This is a genomic window from Streptomyces sp. NBC_01707 (genome assembly GCF_041438805.1).
Lineage (GTDB): Bacteria > Actinomycetota > Actinomycetes > Streptomycetales > Streptomycetaceae > Streptomyces.
Map to the genome: position 1 here is coordinate 5,655,318 of NZ_CP109190.1, position 18,545 is coordinate 5,673,862.

Consider the following 18,545-nt stretch of genomic DNA (forward strand, 5'->3'; position numbering starts at 1 on the left):
CCGTGAGCACGCCCGAAGAGAATCCGCGCCCCACACCCGTGGACGTACCGCTGATCCAGATCGGCGCGCCCGCACCGTCCGCGGGCGGCTGCGGGGACGCCTGCGGCTGCGGCGGGGACGACGACTACGAGCTGGACCCGCTGGAGTGCGGCCTCGACCCCGACCTCGCCCAGCTCCTCGCCGACGCGGGCCTCGATCCCGTTCAGGTCGAGGACATCGCGCACGTCGCCATCGAGGAGGACCTCGATCACGGCGTGGACGTCACGACCGTCGCGACGGTCTCCGAGGAGGCCATGGCCACCGGTGACTTCACCGCCCGTGAGTCCGGTGTCGTCGCAGGTCTGCGGGTCGCCGAGGCCGTCCTGTCCATCGTCTGCACGGCCGAGTTCGAGGTCGAGCGCCATGTCGAGGACGGCGACCGCGTCGTCCCCGGCCAGAAGCTGCTCACGGTCACCACCCGCACCCGCGACCTGCTCACCGGCGAGCGCAGCGCGCTCAACCTGCTCTGCAGGCTCTCCGGCATCGCGACCGCGACCCGCGCCTGGGCCGACGTGCTCGAAGGTACGAAGGCCAAGGTCCGCGACACCCGCAAGACCACTCCGGGGCTGCGCGCCCTGGAGAAGTACGCGGTGCGCTGTGGCGGCGGCGTCAACCACCGGATGTCGCTCTCCGACGCCGCGCTGGTCAAGGACAACCACGTCATCGCGGCGGGCGGTGTCGCCGAGGCGTTCAAGCGGGTGCGGGACGAGTTCCCGGACGTACCGATCGAGGTCGAGGTCGACACCCTGGACCAGGTCCACGAGGTCCTGGCGGCGGGCGCCGACCTGATCCTGCTGGACAACTTCACCCCGGCCGAGACCGAGGAGGCCGTAGCGGTCGTCGGCGGCCGCGCGGCCCTGGAGTCGTCCGGTCGTCTCACCCTCGACAGCGCCCGTGCCTACGCCGACGCCGGCGTCGACTACCTCGCCGTCGGTGCGCTCACCCACTCCTCACCGATCCTCGACATCGGCCTGGACTTCCGCGACACCGACGGGGCCGGCGCCTGATGCTGCTCACCATCGACGTCGGCAACACCCATACCGTCCTGGGTCTGTTCGACGGTGAGGAGATCGTCGAGCACTGGCGCATCTCCACCGACGCCCGGCGTACCGCGGACGAGCTCGCGGTGCTGCTCAACGGCCTGATGGGCATGCACCCGCTGCTCGGCGAGGAGCTGGGCGATGGCATCGAGGGCATAGCGATCTGCGCCACCGTCCCGGCGGTGCTGCACGAGCTGCGCGAGGTCACCCGCCGTTACTACGGGGACGTCCCTGCCGTGCTCGTGGAGCCGGGCATCAAGACGGGCGTGCCGATCCTGGTGGACAACCCGAAGGAGGTCGGTGCGGACCGCATCATCAACTCGGTCGCCGCCGTCGAGCTCTACGGCGGCCCGGCCATCGTCGTCGACTTCGGCACCGCCACCACCTTCGATGCGGTCTCCGCCCGCGGCGAGTACGCGGGCGGGGTCATCGCGCCCGGCATCGAGATCTCGGTCGAGGCGCTCGGCGTCAAGGGCGCCCAGCTCCGCAAGATCGAGCTGGCCCGGCCGCGCAGCGTGATCGGCAAGAACACGGTCGAGGCCATGCAGGCGGGCATCGTGTACGGCTTCGCGGGTCAGGTCGACGGCGTCGTCGAACGCATGAAGAAGGAGCTGGCGGCCGACCCGGACGACGTCACCGTCATTGCGACCGGCGGCCTTGCTCCGATGGTGTTGGGCGAGTCCTCCGTGATCGACGAGCACGAGCCCTGGCTCACGCTCATCGGCCTGCGTCTGGTGTACGAGCGCAACGTGGCCCGGATGTAGGCGGAGCACCGGGCACCTGCGGGAACGACGCGGCGGCGGGACGGCCGCCGCCGCGCCGCCGTCGGCCAGCTAAGCCGATTTTGTCCATTTAGCACGTATTGTCGCGTTATGCCCACGCCTTACGGATCACGCGGCGGTATGGCGTTCAGCGCGGACGAGCTGCGAGTGCTCCGACGCGCCCTCGCCAACGCCCTCCACCCCGCGCCCCTGCCCGACGACGATGTCCAGGACTGCCTGCGTCTTGCGGGCTCCGTCGACGAGGTGGCCGGCGAGGCAGGACGGCTGCGCGCGTTCCTCCTCGCCGACCTCGCCCGCTACCGAGACGCCCTTCCCGGCTCCGCCACCGGCTATCTGGAACTGCTCCAGGACGCCCTGGCCGCCGGTTACGACCCCCGCCCGGAGGATCTGGCCGCACTGCGCCTCCAGCGCTGCAGACCGGTCGCGGCAGCACTCCTGGAGCGCTGCCAGGTACTCGCCGAGCGGTCGGTACGGGCCCGGCTCGCCGGCCGCGCCGTACCCGCGACGGCCCCCGCCCCGCGCAGCAGGCTGCTGGCGTTGCCGGGCGGCCGGGCAGCGGCCGCCGAACCCGAACGGCCGAAGACCCCGCCGGCCCCGCCCCGTCCGGTGCCAACGCCCGAGCGCCCGGCGCCGAAGCCCTCGGAGGTCTTCCCGCCCCGCCGCCCGGCCCCGCCGGCACCGCCCGCGCAGCAGCGCGCCGCGGGGTAGCCACGCCGGACGGCGGAGGGGGCACGCGGAAGTCCGTGCCGGGCTCGCTACTCTGGACGCCATGGACTACGTATCCGCGCTCGTGCCCCCCGTGGTGATGGCCGCCTTCTTCATCGGTCTCGTCGTGACGATCGTCAAGAGCCAGGGCGGCCCCAACAAGGCCAAGGAGGACGCGGCGGTGGACTCGGCGCTCAGCCGCGCCGAAGCGTTGCAGAAGTCCCCGCGGACCGACGGGGTCTGACCGCACCTCGCGGGCTGCCACTGCACGGCACCGGACCGCATCGCACTGTATCGAGCGAAGGGCGTACGGCTCATCATGAGCCGTACGCCCTTTTGCTGTGTAAATAACCTGCCATTCCTGACATCTAGCACTATGGTGACGCTGTGCCCCGCCAATTGGGAGAGCTGGAAGACGCCGTGATGACGCGGGTCTGGCAATGGAACCGTCCGGTCACCGTGCGGGAAGTCCTTGAGGACCTTCAGCAGGAACGGTCCATCGCGTACACGACCGTCATGACGGTAATGGACAATCTCCATCAGAAGGGCTGGGTGCGCAGGGAAGTAGAGGGCCGCGCATATCGATATACGGCGGTCTCCACCCGCGCCGCCTACTCGGCCGCGCTGATGAACGAAGCCTGGTCGCACAGCGACAACCCGGCCGCCGCTCTTGTCGCCTTCTTCGGCATGATGTCCGCCGAGCAGCGCGAAGCTCTCCGCGATGCGATGCGGATCGTATCCCCGGAGGTCCCGGAGGTCGGTGATCACCCGGCTGATGACGCGGGCCCGGAGGCCGAGCGATAGCGTCGGGGCATGTCCTCAGAGCTTCCGCATACAGATTTCCGTACCGAACCGTCGGTTATAAACGCAGCCATCACTGTCCGCCGCGCCAGGACGAGCGATGTGCCCTCGGTCCGTCGTCTCCTCGACGGGTACGTACGCGAAGGCATCCTGCTCGACAAAGCGACGGTGACGCTTTACGAGGACATCCAGGAGTTCTGGATCGCGGAACGCGACGCGGATGCCCGGGTCATCGGCTGCGGTGCACTCCATGTGATGTGGGAAGACCTCGCCGAAGTCCGTACTCTCGCGGTCGATCACAGCATCAAGGGTGTCGGAGTGGGGCATCAAGTACTGGACAAGCTGTTGCAGACCGCTCGCTGGCTGGGTGTGCGCCGGGTTTTCTGTCTCACCTTCGAAGTCGACTTCTTCGCCAAGCACGGCTTCGTGGAGATCGGAGAGACGCCGGTCGACACAGATGTCTACAGCGAGCTGCTGCGTTCCTATGATGAGGGCGTAGCAGAGTTCCTCGGTCTCGAACGAGTGAAGCCGAACACCTTGGGCAACAGTCGGATGCTTCTGCACCTGTGACCGCCGGAAGAACACGGAACCCTATGTCCGAATCGCGCATGTTTCCCGTGTTCTTGCACTCCTGAACCTCTCCCAGGGGTTTGTGTTTTCCGGAGAAAAGCGGTTTCCTTTCCGCGTACTGCATTTTCGATGAAAGGAAATCCGGTGGCACAGAAGGTTCAGGTCCTTCTTGTCGATGACCTCGACGGTGGCGAGGCGGACGAGACAGTGACGTTCGCTCTGGATGGCAAGACGTACGAGATTGACCTCACCACGACCAACGCGGACAAGCTCCGTGGTCTTCTTGAGCCGTACACCAAGGGTGGCCGACGCACCGGTGGCCGTGCCGCGGCCGGTCGTGGCAAGGTCCGCGCCGTTCCCGGTGGCAACAAGGACACCGCCGAGATCCGTAAGTGGGCGCGCGAGAACGGTCACAATGTGAATGACCGCGGTCGTGTTCCGGCAGAGATCCGCGAGGCTTACGAGAAGGCCAACGGCTGAGCTGTCGACTGATCGGCCGTGCATCCCGATGCCGGCCATCCTGTCCCGGCACGCGTCAACCGGGCCCGGTGGCATTCCGTTGCCATCGCGTCCACGAGCCGTACGAGATCGGGAGCATCCCCACCCCTGCTCCCGAGGCCGGCGAGGGCCGGGAGCCCCGACTCCCCCTCGTGCCGCAACTCGGGGGGCCGCAGCCATACGGCGGCCCCCGGCGAGCCGGCCGCCCGGCCGGGAGGTGCCGGCGCGATGATCCGCCCGCCCGTCCCGACGGCGGTCAGCGTGAGGGCCACCCCGCCCCACTCCAGCCAGTCGAGCAGCCCCGGCAGCTCGTCGGCGCTCCCCGGGGCCACCAACAGCCCCATCGTCTGCCCGGTCACTGTCACCGGCCCGGTGCGTCCCACCCGCCGCAGCGCAGCGTGACCCGCGACCGCAGGCAGTTCCAGGACGTCGAATCGCAGCCCGGTCAGCAACCGGACCGGAGCGGTGCCCGCCGTCGCCCAGCCGAGCTCGCGCTCGTACCACTGCGCATGGTCGCCATGGCCGTCGTCGGCGAGCGGCGAGCGCGGAGGCGGGACGGTGAGGGCCATGCCGGAAGAACTGCCGACAGAGCCCAAGAGTTACGCAGAGCTCCCGATTGCGTGCGCAGCGTGTCCGGGATGGAGGGCGCACGAGCGCATTTTGCAGCGCAAGGATGTTCGCCCGTAGCGGAGGGAACCGGCGTGCGCCGCATGGACTGTCTGTAATTGCGGGTAAGACATCCCTAGTGGGGAGGGGCGACACGCAGGCCGAGACGTCTCACGTTCGCCGTCGGCGTACTGGCGATAGGGGTATCTGCCTGGCCTGCGGGAACATCGTCTCGCACCATCGGGTTGGAGCAGTTGTCGGCGTTCGGGGCAGGAGGCCAAGGACGGGTGTCGGCAGTTGGAATGAGCGGTCCCCGCTTGCGGGACTAAGCTGCGGAAGGACAGGGAGGGGACCGACCCCTTACTGCCTGACCGCTCTGAGGAGCGATTAACGATGTTCGAGAGGTTCACCGACCGCGCGCGGCGGGTTGTCGTCCTGGCTCAGGAAGAAGCCCGGATGCTCAACCACAACTACATCGGCACCGAGCACATCCTCCTGGGCCTTATCCACGAGGGTGAGGGTGTCGCCGCTAAGGCCCTGGAGAGCCTCGGGATTTCGCTCGAGGCGGTCCGCCAGCAGGTGGAGGAGATCATCGGTCAGGGCCAGCAGGCCCCGTCCGGACACATCCCCTTCACTCCGCGAGCCAAGAAGGTCCTGGAGCTGTCGCTCCGCGAGGCTCTTCAGCTCGGCCACAACTACATCGGTACCGAGCACATCCTGCTCGGCCTGATCCGCGAGGGCGAGGGCGTCGCCGCCCAGGTCCTCGTGAAGCTGGGCGCCGACCTGAACCGCGTGCGGCAGCAGGTCATCCAGCTGCTCTCCGGGTACTCGGGAGGCAAGGAGGCGGCCACTGCGGGCGGCCCCGCGGAGGGCACGCCCTCCACGTCCCTGGTGCTCGACCAGTTCGGCCGGAACCTCACCCAGGCCGCTCGCGAATCCAAGCTCGACCCGGTCATCGGGCGCGAGAAGGAGATCGAGCGGGTCATGCAGGTGCTGTCCCGCCGTACCAAGAACAACCCGGTTCTCATCGGCGAGCCCGGCGTCGGCAAGACGGCGGTCGTCGAGGGCCTGGCGCAGGCCATCGTCAAGGGCGAGGTGCCCGAGACCCTCAAGGACAAGCACCTCTACACCCTCGACCTCGGCGCGCTGGTCGCCGGCTCCCGCTACCGCGGTGACTTCGAGGAGCGCCTGAAGAAGGTCCTCAAGGAGATCCGCACCCGCGGCGACATCATCCTGTTCATCGACGAGCTCCACACCCTGGTGGGTGCGGGCGCCGCCGAGGGCGCGATCGACGCGGCAAGCATCCTCAAGCCCATGCTGGCGCGAGGCGAGCTCCAGACGATCGGTGCGACGACGCTCGACGAGTACCGCAAGCACCTGGAGAAGGACGCGGCCCTCGAGCGGCGCTTCCAGCCCATCCAGGTCGCGGAGCCGTCGCTGCCGCACACCATCGAGATCCTCAAGGGTCTGCGCGACCGCTACGAGGCCCACCACCGCGTGTCCATCACGGACGAGGCGCTGGTCCAGGCCGCGACGCTGGCCGACCGCTACATCTCGGACCGCTTCCTGCCGGACAAGGCGATCGACCTGATCGACGAGGCCGGTTCCCGGATGCGTATCCGCCGGATGACCGCGCCGCCGGACCTCCGCGAGTTCGACGAGAAGATCGCGGGCGTCCGCCGCGACAAGGAGTCGGCCATCGACTCCCAGGACTTCGAGAAGGCAGCGTCTCTCCGCGACAAGGAGAAGCAGCTGCTGGCGGCGAAGACCAAGCGGGAGAAGGAGTGGAAGGCCGGCGACATGGACGTCGTCGCCGAGGTCGACGGCGAGCTGATCGCCGAGGTCCTGGCCACGGCCACCGGCATCCCGGTCTTCAAGCTGACGGAGGAGGAGTCCTCCCGTCTGCTGCGCATGGAGGACGAGCTCCACAAGCGCGTCATCGGCCAGAAGGACGCCATCAAGGCCCTCTCGCAGGCGATCCGTCGTACGCGAGCCGGTCTGAAGGACCCGAAGCGCCCCGGTGGCTCGTTCATCTTCGCCGGTCCGTCCGGTGTCGGTAAGACCGAGCTCTCCAAGACGCTCGCCGAATTCCTCTTCGGTGACGAGGATGCGCTGATCTCCCTCGACATGTCGGAGTTCAGCGAGAAGCACACGGTTTCCCGCCTCTTCGGTTCTCCCCCCGGTTACGTGGGTTACGAAGAGGGCGGCCAGCTCACCGAGAAGGTGCGCCGCAAGCCGTTCTCCGTCGTCCTCTTCGACGAGGTCGAGAAGGCCCACCCCGATATCTTCAATTCCCTGCTCCAGATTCTGGAAGACGGTCGCCTGACCGACTCCCAGGGCCGGGTCGTGGACTTCAAGAACACGGTCATCATCATGACGACCAACCTCGGGACCCGGGACATCTCCAAGGGCTTCAACCTGGGCTTCGCCGCCCAGGGCGACGTCAAGACCGGTTACGAGCGGATGAAGAACAAGGTCAACGAAGAGCTCAAGCAGCACTTCCGGCCCGAGTTCCTCAACCGTGTCGACGACACGGTCGTGTTCCACCAGCTGACCGAGGAAGACATCATCCAGATCGTCGACCTCATGATCGCCAAGGTGGACGAGCGCCTGAAGGACCGCGACATGGGCATCGAGCTCAGCGCGGAGGCCAAGTCGCTCCTGGCGAAGAAGGGCTACGACCCCGTGATGGGCGCCCGGCCGCTGCGCCGGACGATCCAGCGCGAGATCGAGGACATCCTCTCCGAGAAGATCCTCTTCGGTGAGCTGCGTCCCGGTCACATCGTGGTCGTGGGCACCGAGGGCGAGGGTGAGGACAAGAAGTTCACCTTCCGCGGCGAGGAGAAGTCGGCACTGCCCGACGTCCCGCCGATCGAGCAGGCGGCAGGCGGCGCCGGCCCGAACCTGACGAAGGACGCGTAAGGACGCGCCGAGCGTCTGAGCATGTGAAGGGGCTGCCCCGGACCGTTCCGTACGGTTCCGGGGCAGCCCCTTTTCGTGTGCGGTCCGGGAGCAGTGGGCGATGCGGGGGCTGTCGGCGCCGAGGACTTGGCCATCGGTGTCCTCGACATCGAGGCCGGGCAGCACCTGGAGCGGCGTGGGATCCGACCGCTTCGCCTCTTCCTGCCTTGAGGCCGACCACCTCCCTCCCGCCCTGTGCCAGGTGATGCTCTCGCACGTGCCCGAGTGCGGGCCGGGGAGCTCCTCGTGCACGGCCGGGGCGGAGCCGGCCGGTTCCGGGCCTCACGGACGCCTGTGCCTCACAGGACGCCCCATGGAGCGGTCTCGGCGACTGGGCGGCCCTGACGCGCCGCCCGACTTGGCGGCCCTTGCACGCCGCTCTGCGTACGCACCCCCGCTCCGCCGGCGGCCCTTTTCGCCGTTCTGAGCCGGACGCCCGCCGTCACCGGTCTCCGGCCGCCGGGCCCGCGCTGTACGGCTTCACCGCGCCGAAACGGGCCGTCCCCGGTGTCGAGGGCCCTCGACACCGGGCGGGACCGCCCTCGTGGACCAGCACAGCGCGGTATCCGGGCGGTACTGGAGGCCCACGCCGGCGGCGGGGCCGGTGAGACCGGCTCCTGCCGGTAGGCGTCGACGGGGGGCGGGCCGAAGGTCCTGAATCGGACAGGCCTTGGTCCCACCACGGGTGACAAGGCGCACAGCCCTTTCGGGGCCTACTAGGCGGCTTAGGGGACGTGGCCGCGAGCGCGGGAGGGACCTCGGCCCCGGGGGTGACCGGGACCTTCGGCGCAGAGGTGCGGGATGCCTGGAACACTAGGCAATGTCCGTTTAGCGCGGTTTGGAACTGGGGTTAAACCTTGCCCGGTCGAAGAGATCCGACGGGGTGTGGAGTGGGTGGTGTGGGGCTCGCGGGAGTGGATTCCCGCCGCGTCGACTACGGCTTTTGTTCGTAGATGGGGTGTTTGAGCATTGCTGGGGGTCCGGGTTACCAAGGGATAGCCAGCCCGGCGGACAAGCCGGGACGACTCACCTCCGGAGGATCTCCGCATATGTCGAAGCGCGCTACGTTCCAGCACTCCCGCCGCCCGTCCGTGTCCCGTGTTCGTGGCGCCGTCGTGGCAGCCGGCCTGGGGACGACGATGGTTCTCGGTGCGGGCGCTGCGTTCGCAGCCGGTGCGGCGGCGAGCACCCCCGACACGCCGAGCCTGGTCAATGCCGCGGCCAAGTCGGTCGCCAAGCAGGCGACCGTGCAGGGCAAGGCGGCCCAGGCCGCCAAGGAGACGGTGGCCAAGAAGGCTGCCGAGGCGAAGAAGGCCGCTCGCCTGGCGACCTCCTGGGAGGCGCCGGTCAGCCAGTACCAGCTGAGCGCCAGCTTCGGCAACGACGGCTCGCGCTGGGCCCACAAGCACTCCGGCCAGGACTTCGCCGTGCCGATCGGCACCAAGGTCGAGGCCGCGCACGGCGGCGTCGTCGTGAAGGCCGGTCCGAACGGTGGCGGTGACGGCCCCGCGTACGGCAACGCCATCGTGATCAAGCACGACAACGGCATGTACTCGCAGTACGCCCACCTGTCGAGGATCGACGTGCACATCGGCCAGTCGGTGGAGAAGGGGCAGCAGATCGCCCTGTCCGGTAACACCGGCAACTCCAGCGGCCCGCACCTGCACTTCGAGATCCGGACCACCGCCAACTACGGTTCCGCGGTCAACCCGGTCGCCTTCCTGAACAAGCAGGGCGTCACGGTCTGACCCGACCGGACGCACTCCCCGCAGCCCGGGCCCCGCTACTCCGCGGGGCCCGGGCTGTGGGCTTGGGTGACCAGGCCGACGGCGACTTCGAGGACGGCCTCGCGCTTGTCCTCGACGTCGCCGTCGACGTCCTTGAGGAAGAACATCCCGGCGTGCATCGAGACGAGCGCGCTGACGCAACGGACCTGGTCGGCGAGGGCGGCGTCGGGGTCCTTGAGCAGATCGAGCAGCTCCATGAGCCGCTTCTTCGAGGTCTCCCCGACACTGAGATCGCGCACGGCCGCCTGGTTCTCCTGCATGAAGCGGAACAACGGGGCGGCGTCGATCAGTGCGTCGCTGTAACGGACCAGCAGCTCCTTCTTCGTCTCCAGGGTGCGCGGCTGCTCCTTGCCCCAGGCGATCAGCTTCTCGACGGGCCGGTTGAGGTCGTCGAAGATGCTGACGAGGATGTCTTCCTTGGTCTTGAAGTGGTAGTACAGCGCCGCCTTGGTGACGTCCAGCTTCTCGGAGATCTCGCGGAGCGAGGTCTTCTCGTAGCCCTGCTCGGCGAAGAGCTCCAGGGCGACGTCCTGGATGCGCTGGCGCGTGTTGCCCCGGCGTGGCTGCTGCGTGCTGCCCATGGTGCTCTCCCAAAAAAACTTACTTGACGCCCGGCTAGTTACGGGTTCTACTGTCCCCAGTGTAGTCAACTAGCCGGGCGGCAAGTAAGTGGCCGGGGCGCAGGGGATCAGGGAGTTGGGGATCATGGCGGACCTGAAGAAGGCGGCAGGCGGGAAGGCGGGCGGCAGACCGGCCGACAAGGTCGCCGACGCGTCGGCGACCGCACCCGAGCCGCGGCAGCGCAGCGTCCGGGTGGTGATGCTCGCCCTGATGATCACGATGCTGCTGGCCATGCTCGACAACCTGATCGTCGGCACCGCAATGCCGACCATCGTCGGCGACCTCGGCGGTCTGGAGCATCTGTCCTGGGTCGTCACCGCGTACACCCTGGCCACCGCGGCCTCCACCCCGATCTGGGGCAAGCTCGGCGACATGTACGGACGCAAGGGCATCTTCCTCACGTCCATCGTGGTCTTCCTGATCGGCTCCGTACTGAGTGGAATGGCCCAGGACATGGGTCAGCTGATCGGCTTCCGGGCGATCCAGGGACTCGGTGCGGGCGGCCTGATGGTCGGCGTCATGGCGATCATCGGCGACTTGGTGCCGCCCCGTGAGCGTGGCAAGTACCAGGGCCTGATGGCCGGTGTGATGGCGATCGCGATGATCGGCGGACCGCTGGTCGGCGGCACCATCACCGACCACCTCGGCTGGCGCTGGAGCTTCTACATCAACCTGCCGCTGGGTGCGGTCGCCCTCGCCATGGTCACCGCCGTGCTGCACCTGCCGAACAAGGAGCGCACCAAGGCGAAGGTCGACTACCTCGGAGCCGGGCTGCTGACTCTCGGCATCACCGCGATCGTGCTGGTCACCACCTGGGGCGGTTCGGAGTACGCCTGGGGCTCCGCCGTGATCATGGAGCTCGCCGCGATCGGCGTCGTCTCCCTCGTCGGCTTCCTCTTCGTCGAGACGAAGGCCGCAGAACCGATCATTCCGCTGCACATCTTCCGCAACCGCAACTTCACGCTGATGTCCCTCGTCGGCTTCATGTCCGGCTTCGTGATGTTCGGCGCGGTGCTCTTCCTGCCGCTGTTCCAGCAGTCCGTCCAGGGCGCGTCCGCGACCAACTCCGGACTCCTGCTCCTGCCGATGCTGCTGTCGATGATGATCGTCTCGCTGATCGCCGGACGGGTCACCACCAGCACCGGAAAGTACAAGATCTTCCCCATCATCGGCTCCGTCCTGATGGTGGCCGGTCTGTTTCTGCTCTCGCAGATGGACACCGGCACCACCCGCTTCACCTCCGGCGTCTACATGGCGGTGCTCGGCGCGGGCATGGGCTTCCTGATGCAGATCACCATGCTCGTCGCGCAGAACAGCGTCGAGTTGAAGGACATGGGCGTCGCCTCCTCCGCGACCACCCTCTTCCGGACGCTCGGCAGCTCCTTCGGTGTCGCGATCATGGGGGCGCTGTTCACCGGACGTGTGCAGGACGAGATGGCTGCCCGCGGCGGCGGAGCGGCCACCGCGAGGTCCGCGCAGCTGGACGCGGCGAGCCTGGCGAAGCTGCCGGACCCGGTGCGTGAGGCGTACCAGTTCGCGGTCTCGTCCGGGACCCACATCGCCTTCCTGGTCGGTGCTTCGGTCGGCGTGATCGCGCTGCTGGCGGCGGTGTTCGTCAAGGAGGTGCCGCTGCGCGGAGCCGGGCCGGAGGCCAAGGCGGAGGTCGTAGCGGACGCCGGCACCGACGCCAGGCGGAGCGAGACCGTCTGATCCGGCCGACCTGGCAACGACGGCAAGGCCCCTGGGGCGCGCGATCCGCGCACCCCAGGGGCCTTGCCGTCGTTCTCGCCCAGCTCACCCGGGCTCAGCCCACCTCAGCCACCGAACTGTGTACCGTCCTTCGACGCGGCGTTCGCCCCCCGACCGTCCGTGTCCCCCGGTTCGGCCTCGGCCGCCCTGCGCTGTTCGGCGAGCTGAAGGATGGGGAAGCTGCCCGTGTTCGTCGGGGCGTGCTCCGGCAGCCACAGCACGGCGATCGCCCCGCCGGCCCCCTCCGCCGCGCCCTGCGGCGCCGCGTTCCGGAAGGTCAGCCGGGCGCCGAGGACCCGGGCCTGACCGGCGGCGATGGTCAGCCCCAGGCCGTGCCCGTGCCCGGCGCGGTCGCTGCTTCCGGTACGGAACCTGCTCGGGCCCTCACGCAGCAACGCCTCCGGGAAGCCGGGCCCGTGATCGCGGACGCGCACCACCCGGCCCTCGACCGTGACCTCCACCGGAGTGGAACCGTGCTTGGCAGCGTTGCCCAGCAGATTGCCGAGAATGCGCTCCAGCCTGCGCGGATCGGTGTTGACCCACGACTCGTGCACCACCTGGACCCGCACATCCGGGTCCAGCAGAGCGACCCGCCGGCTGACGAACTCGCCGAGCGCGATCTCCTGCAGCTCGGCCCGCTCCGACGCACTGTCCAGCCTGGCCACCTCGAGCACGTCCTCGACGAGTGTGCGCATCGCCTGTGCTCTGTCCCGTACGAGCTCGGTGGGGCGGCCCGGCGGCAGGAGCTCGGCCGCCGTCAACAGCCCGGTCACGGGTGTGCGCAGCTCGTGCGCGATGTCCGCGGTGACCCGGCGCTCCGCCTCGATCCGTTCGTTCAGCGCGTCCGTGAGGGCGTCCACCGCACGGGCCAGGTCGTCGGTCTCGTCCCGGATGACGCCGCCGATGGCGTCCCTGACCCGCACCTCCGTATTGCCCTGCGCGACCTTCCCGGCCGCGGCTGCCGCCTTGCGCAGGCGGCGCGACAGCTGGCCGCCGATGAGTACGCCGAGCGCGCAGCCGCCGAAGACCACCGAGACGGAGCCGATGATCAGAGCGCGGTCGAGATCGCCCATGATCGTGGCGCTGCGGTTGGCGAAGCGGGTGTGCAGCGACAGCACGTCACCGTTGGCCAACGGCACGGCCGCCCACACATCGGGCACCCCGTTCGCGTACTCGTCGACATGCGTGGCGCGCCGGTTCCTGCGGGTCTCCGCGCGCAGGCTCTCCGGCATCGTCGGGTCGTTGAGCTTGGCGCCGAACTTGGGGTCGGCCTTCTTCGTCTTCGTCGCCTCGTACAGCAGCTGCGCGTAGGTCAGCCGCTCCAGCTGGACCTCACGGGCGTTCTCCAGCATCGAGACGCGGGCGGCGTTGTGGACGACGAGGCTCAGCGCGACCGCGATCAACGCGCCGACCGCCGCGATCGCGATGCTGATCTTCCAGCGGACACCTGTCCGCAGAGCCGGCCGCGTCATGCCTTGAGCTTGTAGCCGAAGCCGCGGACCGTCTCGATCCTGTCCTGTCCGATCTTGGTGCGCAGCCGCTGCACATGGACGTCCACGACCCGGGTGTCGCCGCCCCATCCGTAGTCCCAGACCCGTTCGAGCAGCTTGTCGCGGGAGAGCACTGTGCCGGGCGCGGACGAGAACTCCAGCAGCAGCCGCATCTCGGTCGGGGTGAGTGCCACCTGCTCGCCGCCCTTGCGTACCTCCATGCCCTCGGTGTCGACCTCCAGATCACCGAAGACCAGCACGCCGCCGACGGGCTGCGTCTCCGTCTCCGTACCGCCCGGCTGTCCGCCCGATGCATGACCGAAGCGACGCAGCACGGCGCGGATCCTGGCGACCAGCACGGCGCCGTCGAAAGGCTTGGTCACGTAGTCGTCGGCGCCGGCCTCCAGACCGAGCACCACGTCGATCGAGTCGGCGCGGGCCGACAGCATGATCACCGGAACCGTCGACTCGTCCCGGATGCGCCGGCACAGACTGACGCCGTCCAGGCCCGGCACCATCACGTCGAGCAGCGCGATGTCCGGCCGGTGGGCCCGGAACGCCTCCAGGCCGGAGAGGCCGTCGGGCATCGCGGTGACCACGAATCCGTCCCGCTCCAGCGCCAGCTGGGTGGCCTCACGGATGACATCGTCGTCCTCGACGAACAGGACGTGGGTCTCGGCCATCGACTGCTCTCAGCTCTCGCTTCTCGGGTTGGCGGCTCTTCGCCGGCTCGTTCGCGCCGGTCTCGGTCCTTCGGCGGTCTCAGTTCGTCGTCGGATCGGCAGGCTCCGGGAACTCCGCTTCGCCGTTGCCGACAGCTCTGTTGAAGTCGTTGTGCACCCGGTCGTGCTCGTTGAACCGGTTGCCGGACCAGCGGTACGTGACCACCTCGTCGCCGGACGGATAGGCGACCGCGTCCTTCTTCTCGTACACCTGCGTCGTCACCACCAGGTCACCCCGGTCGATGGTGCCGTAGACCGCAGGCTGCTCAGTGGTGAAGACGTTCTGGTACGTGCCGTCGCTCCGCGCGCGATACACGTAGGTGCCGACCCCTACCGAGTCGCCGCAGGTCATCACATTCACCACGACGTCCGCCGACGAGCCGCCGGTCAGCGTGCCGTACGAGGCGTCGACCGGGTACTCGTGCCCCGTGCAGGGTTTCAGGTCCGTCCTGACCCGCTCGCTCACCCTGGGGTCCCGCTTGACCAGCTGGACGGCATCGACCCGCCGCACGGACTTCCCCGTGGGTGGGGCGGTGGCGGATGGTGTGACCTGGGCGACCGGCTGCGTGCCCGCCGGTCCCTCGTCACGGGTTCCCGTGCCACCGGTGGAGCAGCTGACGGTGAACAGCCCGAGGGCGGCGAGCCCGGCCATTGCCGTACTGCCCGCCGCCCAGCCGGTGAGACCGCCGCCTCTGCCGGTCGTTCTGCTTCCGCCTGTCAGGCCGCGCACCGCTCCTGCCCCCGTTCCTCATGCCGCCGGTCCGCCTGTCGGCGACCCTGCGCCGGTACCCGCGCACGCCCCGGAGCACCGACGGCCGGAGCCCGGTCGCCCGCCGTGCCGCCCTGGGCTTCACGGATCGCGGCCTGCCTGCTCATCGCCTCGCGGCTCTCCAGCTCCTGGCGCAGTCGCGCCAGTGCCCGGTGCAGCGTGCTCTTCACCGTACCGGCAGACATCCCGAGCGCTGCGGCCGTCTCCTCCGTGCTCATCTGCTCCCAGTGTCGCAGCACCACCACGCTGCGCTGCTTGGGAGCCAGCACGCTCAGGACGTCCATCAGCAGAGCACGGTCGGCGCGCTGCTCGGTGCCGTCTTCGACGCTTGCGTCGGGCAGCTGCTCGGTGGGAACCTCCTCCAGCTTGCGGGCCCGCCACCACTCCGTACGCGTGTTGATCATGACGCGGCGCAGATAGGCGTCGGCGAGGGACTTGTCGGCGATGCCGTCCCAGCGGCCGTACGTCCGGGCCAGGGCGGTCTGCAGCAGGTCCTGCGCGTCCACCGGGTCGGGGACCAGGCGGCGCGCACTGCGCAGCAGGGCCTCCTGCCGGGTGCGTACGTACTCTTCGAATTCGAGCACCTCGCCATGCGCCATTCCAACCGCCTCCGTCCCCGTAGATCCCCGTCTGACCTCTGCCAGCCACTGGTCGCGTGAGCTGACGGTCGGAGACGTTACGGAGCGGTTGTCACGGCGCTGTGCAGAGCAGCCATACACCGACGCACGGCTGTCCATCGGTTGTGTAACAGCGGGTGGAAGCCCCCCTTCTGCTTCTAGCCCAGCGGCAGTTGGTAGTGGCCGCCCGGAAGCGGTTCGACCAGGCCGTCGGCGACCAGGCCGTCCAGCGCCCGGGCCCGTTGCGCCGGCTCGTCCCATACGGCGTCGAGCGCCGACTGCGGAACCGGGGCCACCGCCTCGCGCAGCACGGCGAGCAGCCGGCCGCGCACCTGCCGGTCGGTACCGGCATAGGTCTGGCCGCGGCGCGGGGGCCCCTGATGCTCGGGCTTACCGGCCAGCCGCCAGGCGCACTGCGTGGCGATCGGGCACCGCGTGCAGTCCTCGTTCTTGGCGGTGCAGACCAGCGCTCCGAGTTCCATCGTCGCGGCCGCCCAGCGGGCCGCCCGTTCGTCCTCGTCGGGCAGGAGCGCGCGGGCGAGCTTCCGCTCGGCGGCGGTGGTCGCATTCGGCGGGTACTGGATGCCCGTCGCGGCCCGGGCGAACACCCGGCGGACGTTCGTATCGAGTACGGCATGGCGCTGTCCGTAAGCGAACGAGGCCACGGCCGCCGCCGTGTACTCACCGATCCCGGGCAGCGCGAGCAGCTGACTGTGCTCACTCGGTACGTCGCCGCCGTGCCGTTCAGTTATTGCCTGCGCGGCTCCGTGCAGGCGCAGCGCTCGCCGCGGGTAGCCGAGCCGGCCCCAGGCGCGGACCGCTTCACCGGGCGGCTCGGCGGCCAGATCGGCGGGGCGCGGCCAGCGGGCCAGCCACTGTTCGTACACCGGGAGGACCCGGCTGACGGGGGTCTGCTGCAGCATGAACTCGCTCACCATCACACCCCAGGCACCCGCTTCGGGGCGGCGCCAGGGCAGATCGCGGGCGTGCTGGTCGAACCACCCGATGACGGGCGCGTGGAGGGATGTGGGCGTCTGTGTCGCAGTCATGGCAGTCATCGCAAGCCGATCCTGGCACGGAAGGGCAGGCAACGGTCTTGGCGGCGGGGGTGTCGCCCGTCATGGGGGCCCATGGAGTGATAATGCCACCCGTCTGTCCCCACAGTGAGCCTCGGCCGGCGCCTTCATCCGGACCCGGCAGGGACTCGGCCGTCCGCCCATGGGCCCGGTATCCGGGGCGCGAGGCACCTGGCCGTTCCTTGCCACCGGGGCGAGCGACCGAGCCGGGCGGGACAGCGGGGCGATCACCCGCGCCGCGACGGGTCCCTCACGAGCGGGCCCGTCGCCGCATGGTGCGGAAGGCACACACCCGGCAGAGACCGGCGAGACCACCGGCACCGTGAACCGGGCCCGTGCGCGGCCGGGAGGCCGCGAGAGAGGCGGCTGCCGCGGCCGCCGCCGCGTGGTTGACGAGAAACGATCGGTCGCCGTCGGCGGACACCGAACCGGTGAGGCCGCCGCAGCAACGACCGGACGGTTTGCACGTCCTCGTCCACGATCGACTCGAGAGGCACATCGGCGTCGTGGCCGACGGCTGCCGCGAGTGGCGCGAGCAGGGACAGGGACAGGGACAGGGCTCCCGCATCCGTGCTGCGCGCACGTGCCGTGTGCGAAATCGGTGACGTCGCCGTGCAGGAAGGAGAAGGGAGTTGAACTCCTTCACGTGACAGACCGTAGGCAACAGGGTGGGGTTGTCACGGTGGGCGACCATCACGGGGCACGCCTGACGAAAGTCGGGGTCGGAACAGGCCACTGCATGATGATGATCCGCAAAACTTGAGGATCAGAGCGGCGGGTGGGGCGGGAGTTGGCGCGGATCTCTCGTACAGTTTGCGCCGTGGGATCTCTGCGCAATCCGATCGGGCCGCTTCCCTCCAGCATCTATTGGCGACGGAGGGCCGTAGCGGCGATGCTGATCGTGCTGCTCGCGCTGCTGATCGCATGGGTCGTCACTTCCGGTGGCGGCAAGGGGAACATGGACGACTCCCGGCCCAACGGGTCCGGCCCCGCACACTCGATCACTCCGGGACCCGCCAGTTCCGGTCCGGCCATCAGCCAACAACCGGGCGGGCGTGACGATTCGGACGACTCCGGTGCGGGCGGCGGCGGCGGCAGCGGCGCGGACGAGGGCTCCGCCGGCACCGCCGACGGTGGCTCCGGCGCCGACGCCGGATCCGGATCGGGTTCCGGCAGCGCGTCCGGTGGCGGAAGCGAGGGGCAGCAGGTTCCGGCCGGCTCCTCGATCCCCGACTGCACTTCCTCCGCACTGCAGTTGACCCTGCGCACCAAGCTCAACTACGGCCCCGGCGAGAACCCGAAGTTCGAGCTGATCGCCAAGAACACCTCCTCCAGCGCCTGCAAGGCCGACTTCGGGCCGAAGAGCGCGGTGGTGACCGTCACCGAAGCCGGTGGCGACGACGACGAGGTGTGGTCCTCCAAGGACTGCCCGCGCAATGCGGGCAGCGTGCTGCTGGAGGTTCCGGCGGGCGCGACCATCGTCCACACCGTGGAGTGGGACCGGAAGAAGAGCGCCCCGAAGTGCGCGACACCGCCCGCGGGGGCTGCCGGGGCCGGTACGTATCTCGTCGAGGCGAAGGCTCCCGGCGAGCCTGTGCAGCGCGCCTCCTTCGTCCTCGCGAAGGACTGAGCGGCGCCCGCCCGAGCAGTTCCTGACCGGTGCGCGATCACCTCGCAATCACGGGCACTGCCGATCACGGTCGTGGTCGCGG

Annotated in this window: 18 protein-coding genes; 11 read left to right on the forward strand and 7 right to left on the reverse strand. The window is 69.2% G+C overall.

Translation table 11 applies throughout. The features are described 5' to 3' along the window. Positions 1 to 2 precede the first annotated feature (2 nt). The 7 genes from nadC to OG963_RS25525 all read left to right on the forward strand — a co-directional run bounded on the left by nadC (position 3) and on the right by OG963_RS25525 (position 4,417). The gene (gene nadC / locus OG963_RS25495; RefSeq protein WP_093777850.1) at positions 3 to 1,046 is read left to right on the forward strand and encodes a carboxylating nicotinate-nucleotide diphosphorylase; all 1,044 of its coding nucleotides are present in this window, start codon (positions 3 to 5) and stop codon (positions 1,044 to 1,046) included. After that, entirely contained in the window at positions 1,046 to 1,843 is a 798-nt protein-coding gene (locus OG963_RS25500; protein ID WP_030925312.1) for a type III pantothenate kinase, read from the forward strand. Before nadC ends, OG963_RS25500 begins: the two co-directional genes overlap by 1 nt. 138 nt (positions 1,844 to 1,981) lie before the next feature. Beyond that, positions 1,982 to 2,569 carry a hypothetical protein gene (locus OG963_RS25505; RefSeq protein ID WP_030925314.1) on the forward strand — a complete coding sequence of 196 codons (588 nt, stop codon included), beginning with the start codon at positions 1,982 to 1,984 and terminating at the stop codon, positions 2,567 to 2,569. A gap of 61 nt (positions 2,570 to 2,630) precedes the next feature. Then, on the forward strand, positions 2,631 to 2,810 hold the full coding sequence (locus tag OG963_RS25510; RefSeq protein WP_093777846.1) for a hypothetical protein: 180 nt from the start codon (positions 2,631 to 2,633) through the stop codon (positions 2,808 to 2,810). 143 nt (positions 2,811 to 2,953) lie between these two features. Next, on the forward strand, positions 2,954 to 3,370 hold the full coding sequence (locus OG963_RS25515) for a BlaI/MecI/CopY family transcriptional regulator (protein ID WP_093777844.1): 417 nt from the start codon (positions 2,954 to 2,956) through the stop codon (positions 3,368 to 3,370). 9 nt (positions 3,371 to 3,379) lie between these two features. Further along, on the forward strand, positions 3,380 to 3,937 hold the full coding sequence (locus tag OG963_RS25520) for an amino-acid N-acetyltransferase (RefSeq protein ID WP_078852725.1): 558 nt from the start codon (positions 3,380 to 3,382) through the stop codon (positions 3,935 to 3,937). Between the two features lie 144 nt (positions 3,938 to 4,081). Next, entirely contained in the window at positions 4,082 to 4,417 is a 336-nt protein-coding gene (locus tag OG963_RS25525) for an Lsr2 family protein (RefSeq protein ID WP_030925324.1), read from the forward strand. Here the strand turns inward: OG963_RS25525 and OG963_RS25530 are convergent. Beyond that, a complete protein-coding gene (locus tag OG963_RS25530; RefSeq protein ID WP_093777842.1) occupies positions 4,396 to 5,004 on the reverse strand; it encodes an SCO3374 family protein in 609 nt (202 codons plus the stop codon). The genes OG963_RS25525 and OG963_RS25530 overlap by 22 nt on opposite strands. A gap of 430 nt (positions 5,005 to 5,434) precedes the next feature. On the opposite strand from OG963_RS25530, the gene OG963_RS25535 reads away from it, so the two are divergent. Both OG963_RS25535 and OG963_RS25540 read left to right on the forward strand, forming a co-directional pair. Then, a complete protein-coding gene (locus tag OG963_RS25535) occupies positions 5,435 to 7,963 on the forward strand; it encodes an ATP-dependent Clp protease ATP-binding subunit (protein WP_093777840.1) in 2,529 nt (842 codons plus the stop codon). A gap of 1,088 nt (positions 7,964 to 9,051) precedes the next feature. Next, positions 9,052 to 9,750: a M23 family metallopeptidase gene (locus OG963_RS25540; protein WP_093777838.1), complete on the forward strand. Its 699-nt coding sequence runs from the start codon at positions 9,052 to 9,054 to the stop codon at positions 9,748 to 9,750. A 35-nt stretch (positions 9,751 to 9,785) separates the two neighbouring features. On the opposite strand, the gene OG963_RS25545 is transcribed toward OG963_RS25540, so the two are convergent. Then, positions 9,786 to 10,370 carry a TetR/AcrR family transcriptional regulator gene (locus OG963_RS25545; RefSeq protein ID WP_093777836.1) on the reverse strand — a complete coding sequence of 195 codons (585 nt, stop codon included), beginning with the start codon at positions 10,368 to 10,370 and terminating at the stop codon, positions 9,786 to 9,788. A gap of 124 nt (positions 10,371 to 10,494) precedes the next feature. On the opposite strand from OG963_RS25545, the gene OG963_RS25550 reads away from it, so the two are divergent. After that, on the forward strand, positions 10,495 to 12,120 hold the full coding sequence (locus OG963_RS25550; protein WP_093777834.1) for an MDR family MFS transporter: 1,626 nt from the start codon (positions 10,495 to 10,497) through the stop codon (positions 12,118 to 12,120). Between the two features lie 104 nt (positions 12,121 to 12,224). Here OG963_RS25550 and cseC read toward each other — a convergent pair whose 3' ends face one another. The 5 genes from cseC to OG963_RS25575 form a co-directional block, all read right to left on the reverse strand. Further along, positions 12,225 to 13,631, reverse strand: a complete 1,407-nt coding sequence (gene cseC / locus OG963_RS25555; protein WP_051878535.1) for a two-component system sensor histidine kinase CseC — start codon at positions 13,629 to 13,631, stop codon at positions 12,225 to 12,227. Continuing rightward, positions 13,628 to 14,332 carry a two-component system response regulator CseB gene (gene cseB / locus OG963_RS25560; RefSeq protein WP_030925339.1) on the reverse strand — a complete coding sequence of 235 codons (705 nt, stop codon included), beginning with the start codon at positions 14,330 to 14,332 and terminating at the stop codon, positions 13,628 to 13,630. Before cseB ends, cseC begins: the two co-directional genes overlap by 4 nt. A gap of 79 nt (positions 14,333 to 14,411) precedes the next feature. After that, on the reverse strand, positions 14,412 to 15,101 hold the full coding sequence (locus OG963_RS25565) for a hypothetical protein (RefSeq protein ID WP_093777832.1): 690 nt from the start codon (positions 15,099 to 15,101) through the stop codon (positions 14,412 to 14,414). Next, a complete protein-coding gene (locus OG963_RS25570; protein ID WP_030925343.1) occupies positions 15,089 to 15,739 on the reverse strand; it encodes a SigE family RNA polymerase sigma factor in 651 nt (216 codons plus the stop codon). Before OG963_RS25570 ends, OG963_RS25565 begins: the two co-directional genes overlap by 13 nt. A gap of 176 nt (positions 15,740 to 15,915) precedes the next feature. Further along, the gene (locus tag OG963_RS25575) at positions 15,916 to 16,815 is read right to left on the reverse strand and encodes an A/G-specific adenine glycosylase (protein ID WP_030925345.1); all 900 of its coding nucleotides are present in this window, start codon (positions 16,813 to 16,815) and stop codon (positions 15,916 to 15,918) included. 838 nt (positions 16,816 to 17,653) lie between these two features. On the opposite strand from OG963_RS25575, the gene OG963_RS25580 reads away from it, so the two are divergent. Then, the gene (locus OG963_RS25580; RefSeq protein ID WP_371799484.1) at positions 17,654 to 18,463 is read left to right on the forward strand and encodes a hypothetical protein; all 810 of its coding nucleotides are present in this window, start codon (positions 17,654 to 17,656) and stop codon (positions 18,461 to 18,463) included. Positions 18,464 to 18,545 lie beyond the last annotated feature (82 nt).

Coding starts and splice junctions, on each gene's coding strand:
- OG963_RS25575 (WP_030925345.1), bottom strand. CDS start 16,815: ATGACTGCCATGACTGCGACACAGACGCCCACATCCCTCCACGCGCCC.
- OG963_RS25520 (WP_078852725.1), top strand. CDS start 3,380: ATGTCCTCAGAGCTTCCGCATACAGATTTCCGTACCGAACCGTCGGTT.
- OG963_RS25550 (WP_093777834.1), top strand. CDS start 10,495: ATGGCGGACCTGAAGAAGGCGGCAGGCGGGAAGGCGGGCGGCAGACCG.
- OG963_RS25570 (WP_030925343.1), bottom strand. CDS start 15,739: ATGGCGCATGGCGAGGTGCTCGAATTCGAAGAGTACGTACGCACCCGG.
- cseC (WP_051878535.1), bottom strand. CDS start 13,631: ATGACGCGGCCGGCTCTGCGGACAGGTGTCCGCTGGAAGATCAGCATC.
- OG963_RS25530 (WP_093777842.1), bottom strand. CDS start 5,004: ATGGCCCTCACCGTCCCGCCTCCGCGCTCGCCGCTCGCCGACGACGGC.
- OG963_RS25545 (WP_093777836.1), bottom strand. CDS start 10,370: ATGGGCAGCACGCAGCAGCCACGCCGGGGCAACACGCGCCAGCGCATC.
- OG963_RS25500 (WP_030925312.1), top strand. CDS start 1,046: ATGCTGCTCACCATCGACGTCGGCAACACCCATACCGTCCTGGGTCTG.
- cseB (WP_030925339.1), bottom strand. CDS start 14,332: ATGGCCGAGACCCACGTCCTGTTCGTCGAGGACGACGATGTCATCCGT.
- OG963_RS25505 (WP_030925314.1), top strand. CDS start 1,982: ATGGCGTTCAGCGCGGACGAGCTGCGAGTGCTCCGACGCGCCCTCGCC.
- OG963_RS25535 (WP_093777840.1), top strand. CDS start 5,435: ATGTTCGAGAGGTTCACCGACCGCGCGCGGCGGGTTGTCGTCCTGGCT.
- OG963_RS25540 (WP_093777838.1), top strand. CDS start 9,052: ATGTCGAAGCGCGCTACGTTCCAGCACTCCCGCCGCCCGTCCGTGTCC.
- OG963_RS25510 (WP_093777846.1), top strand. CDS start 2,631: ATGGACTACGTATCCGCGCTCGTGCCCCCCGTGGTGATGGCCGCCTTC.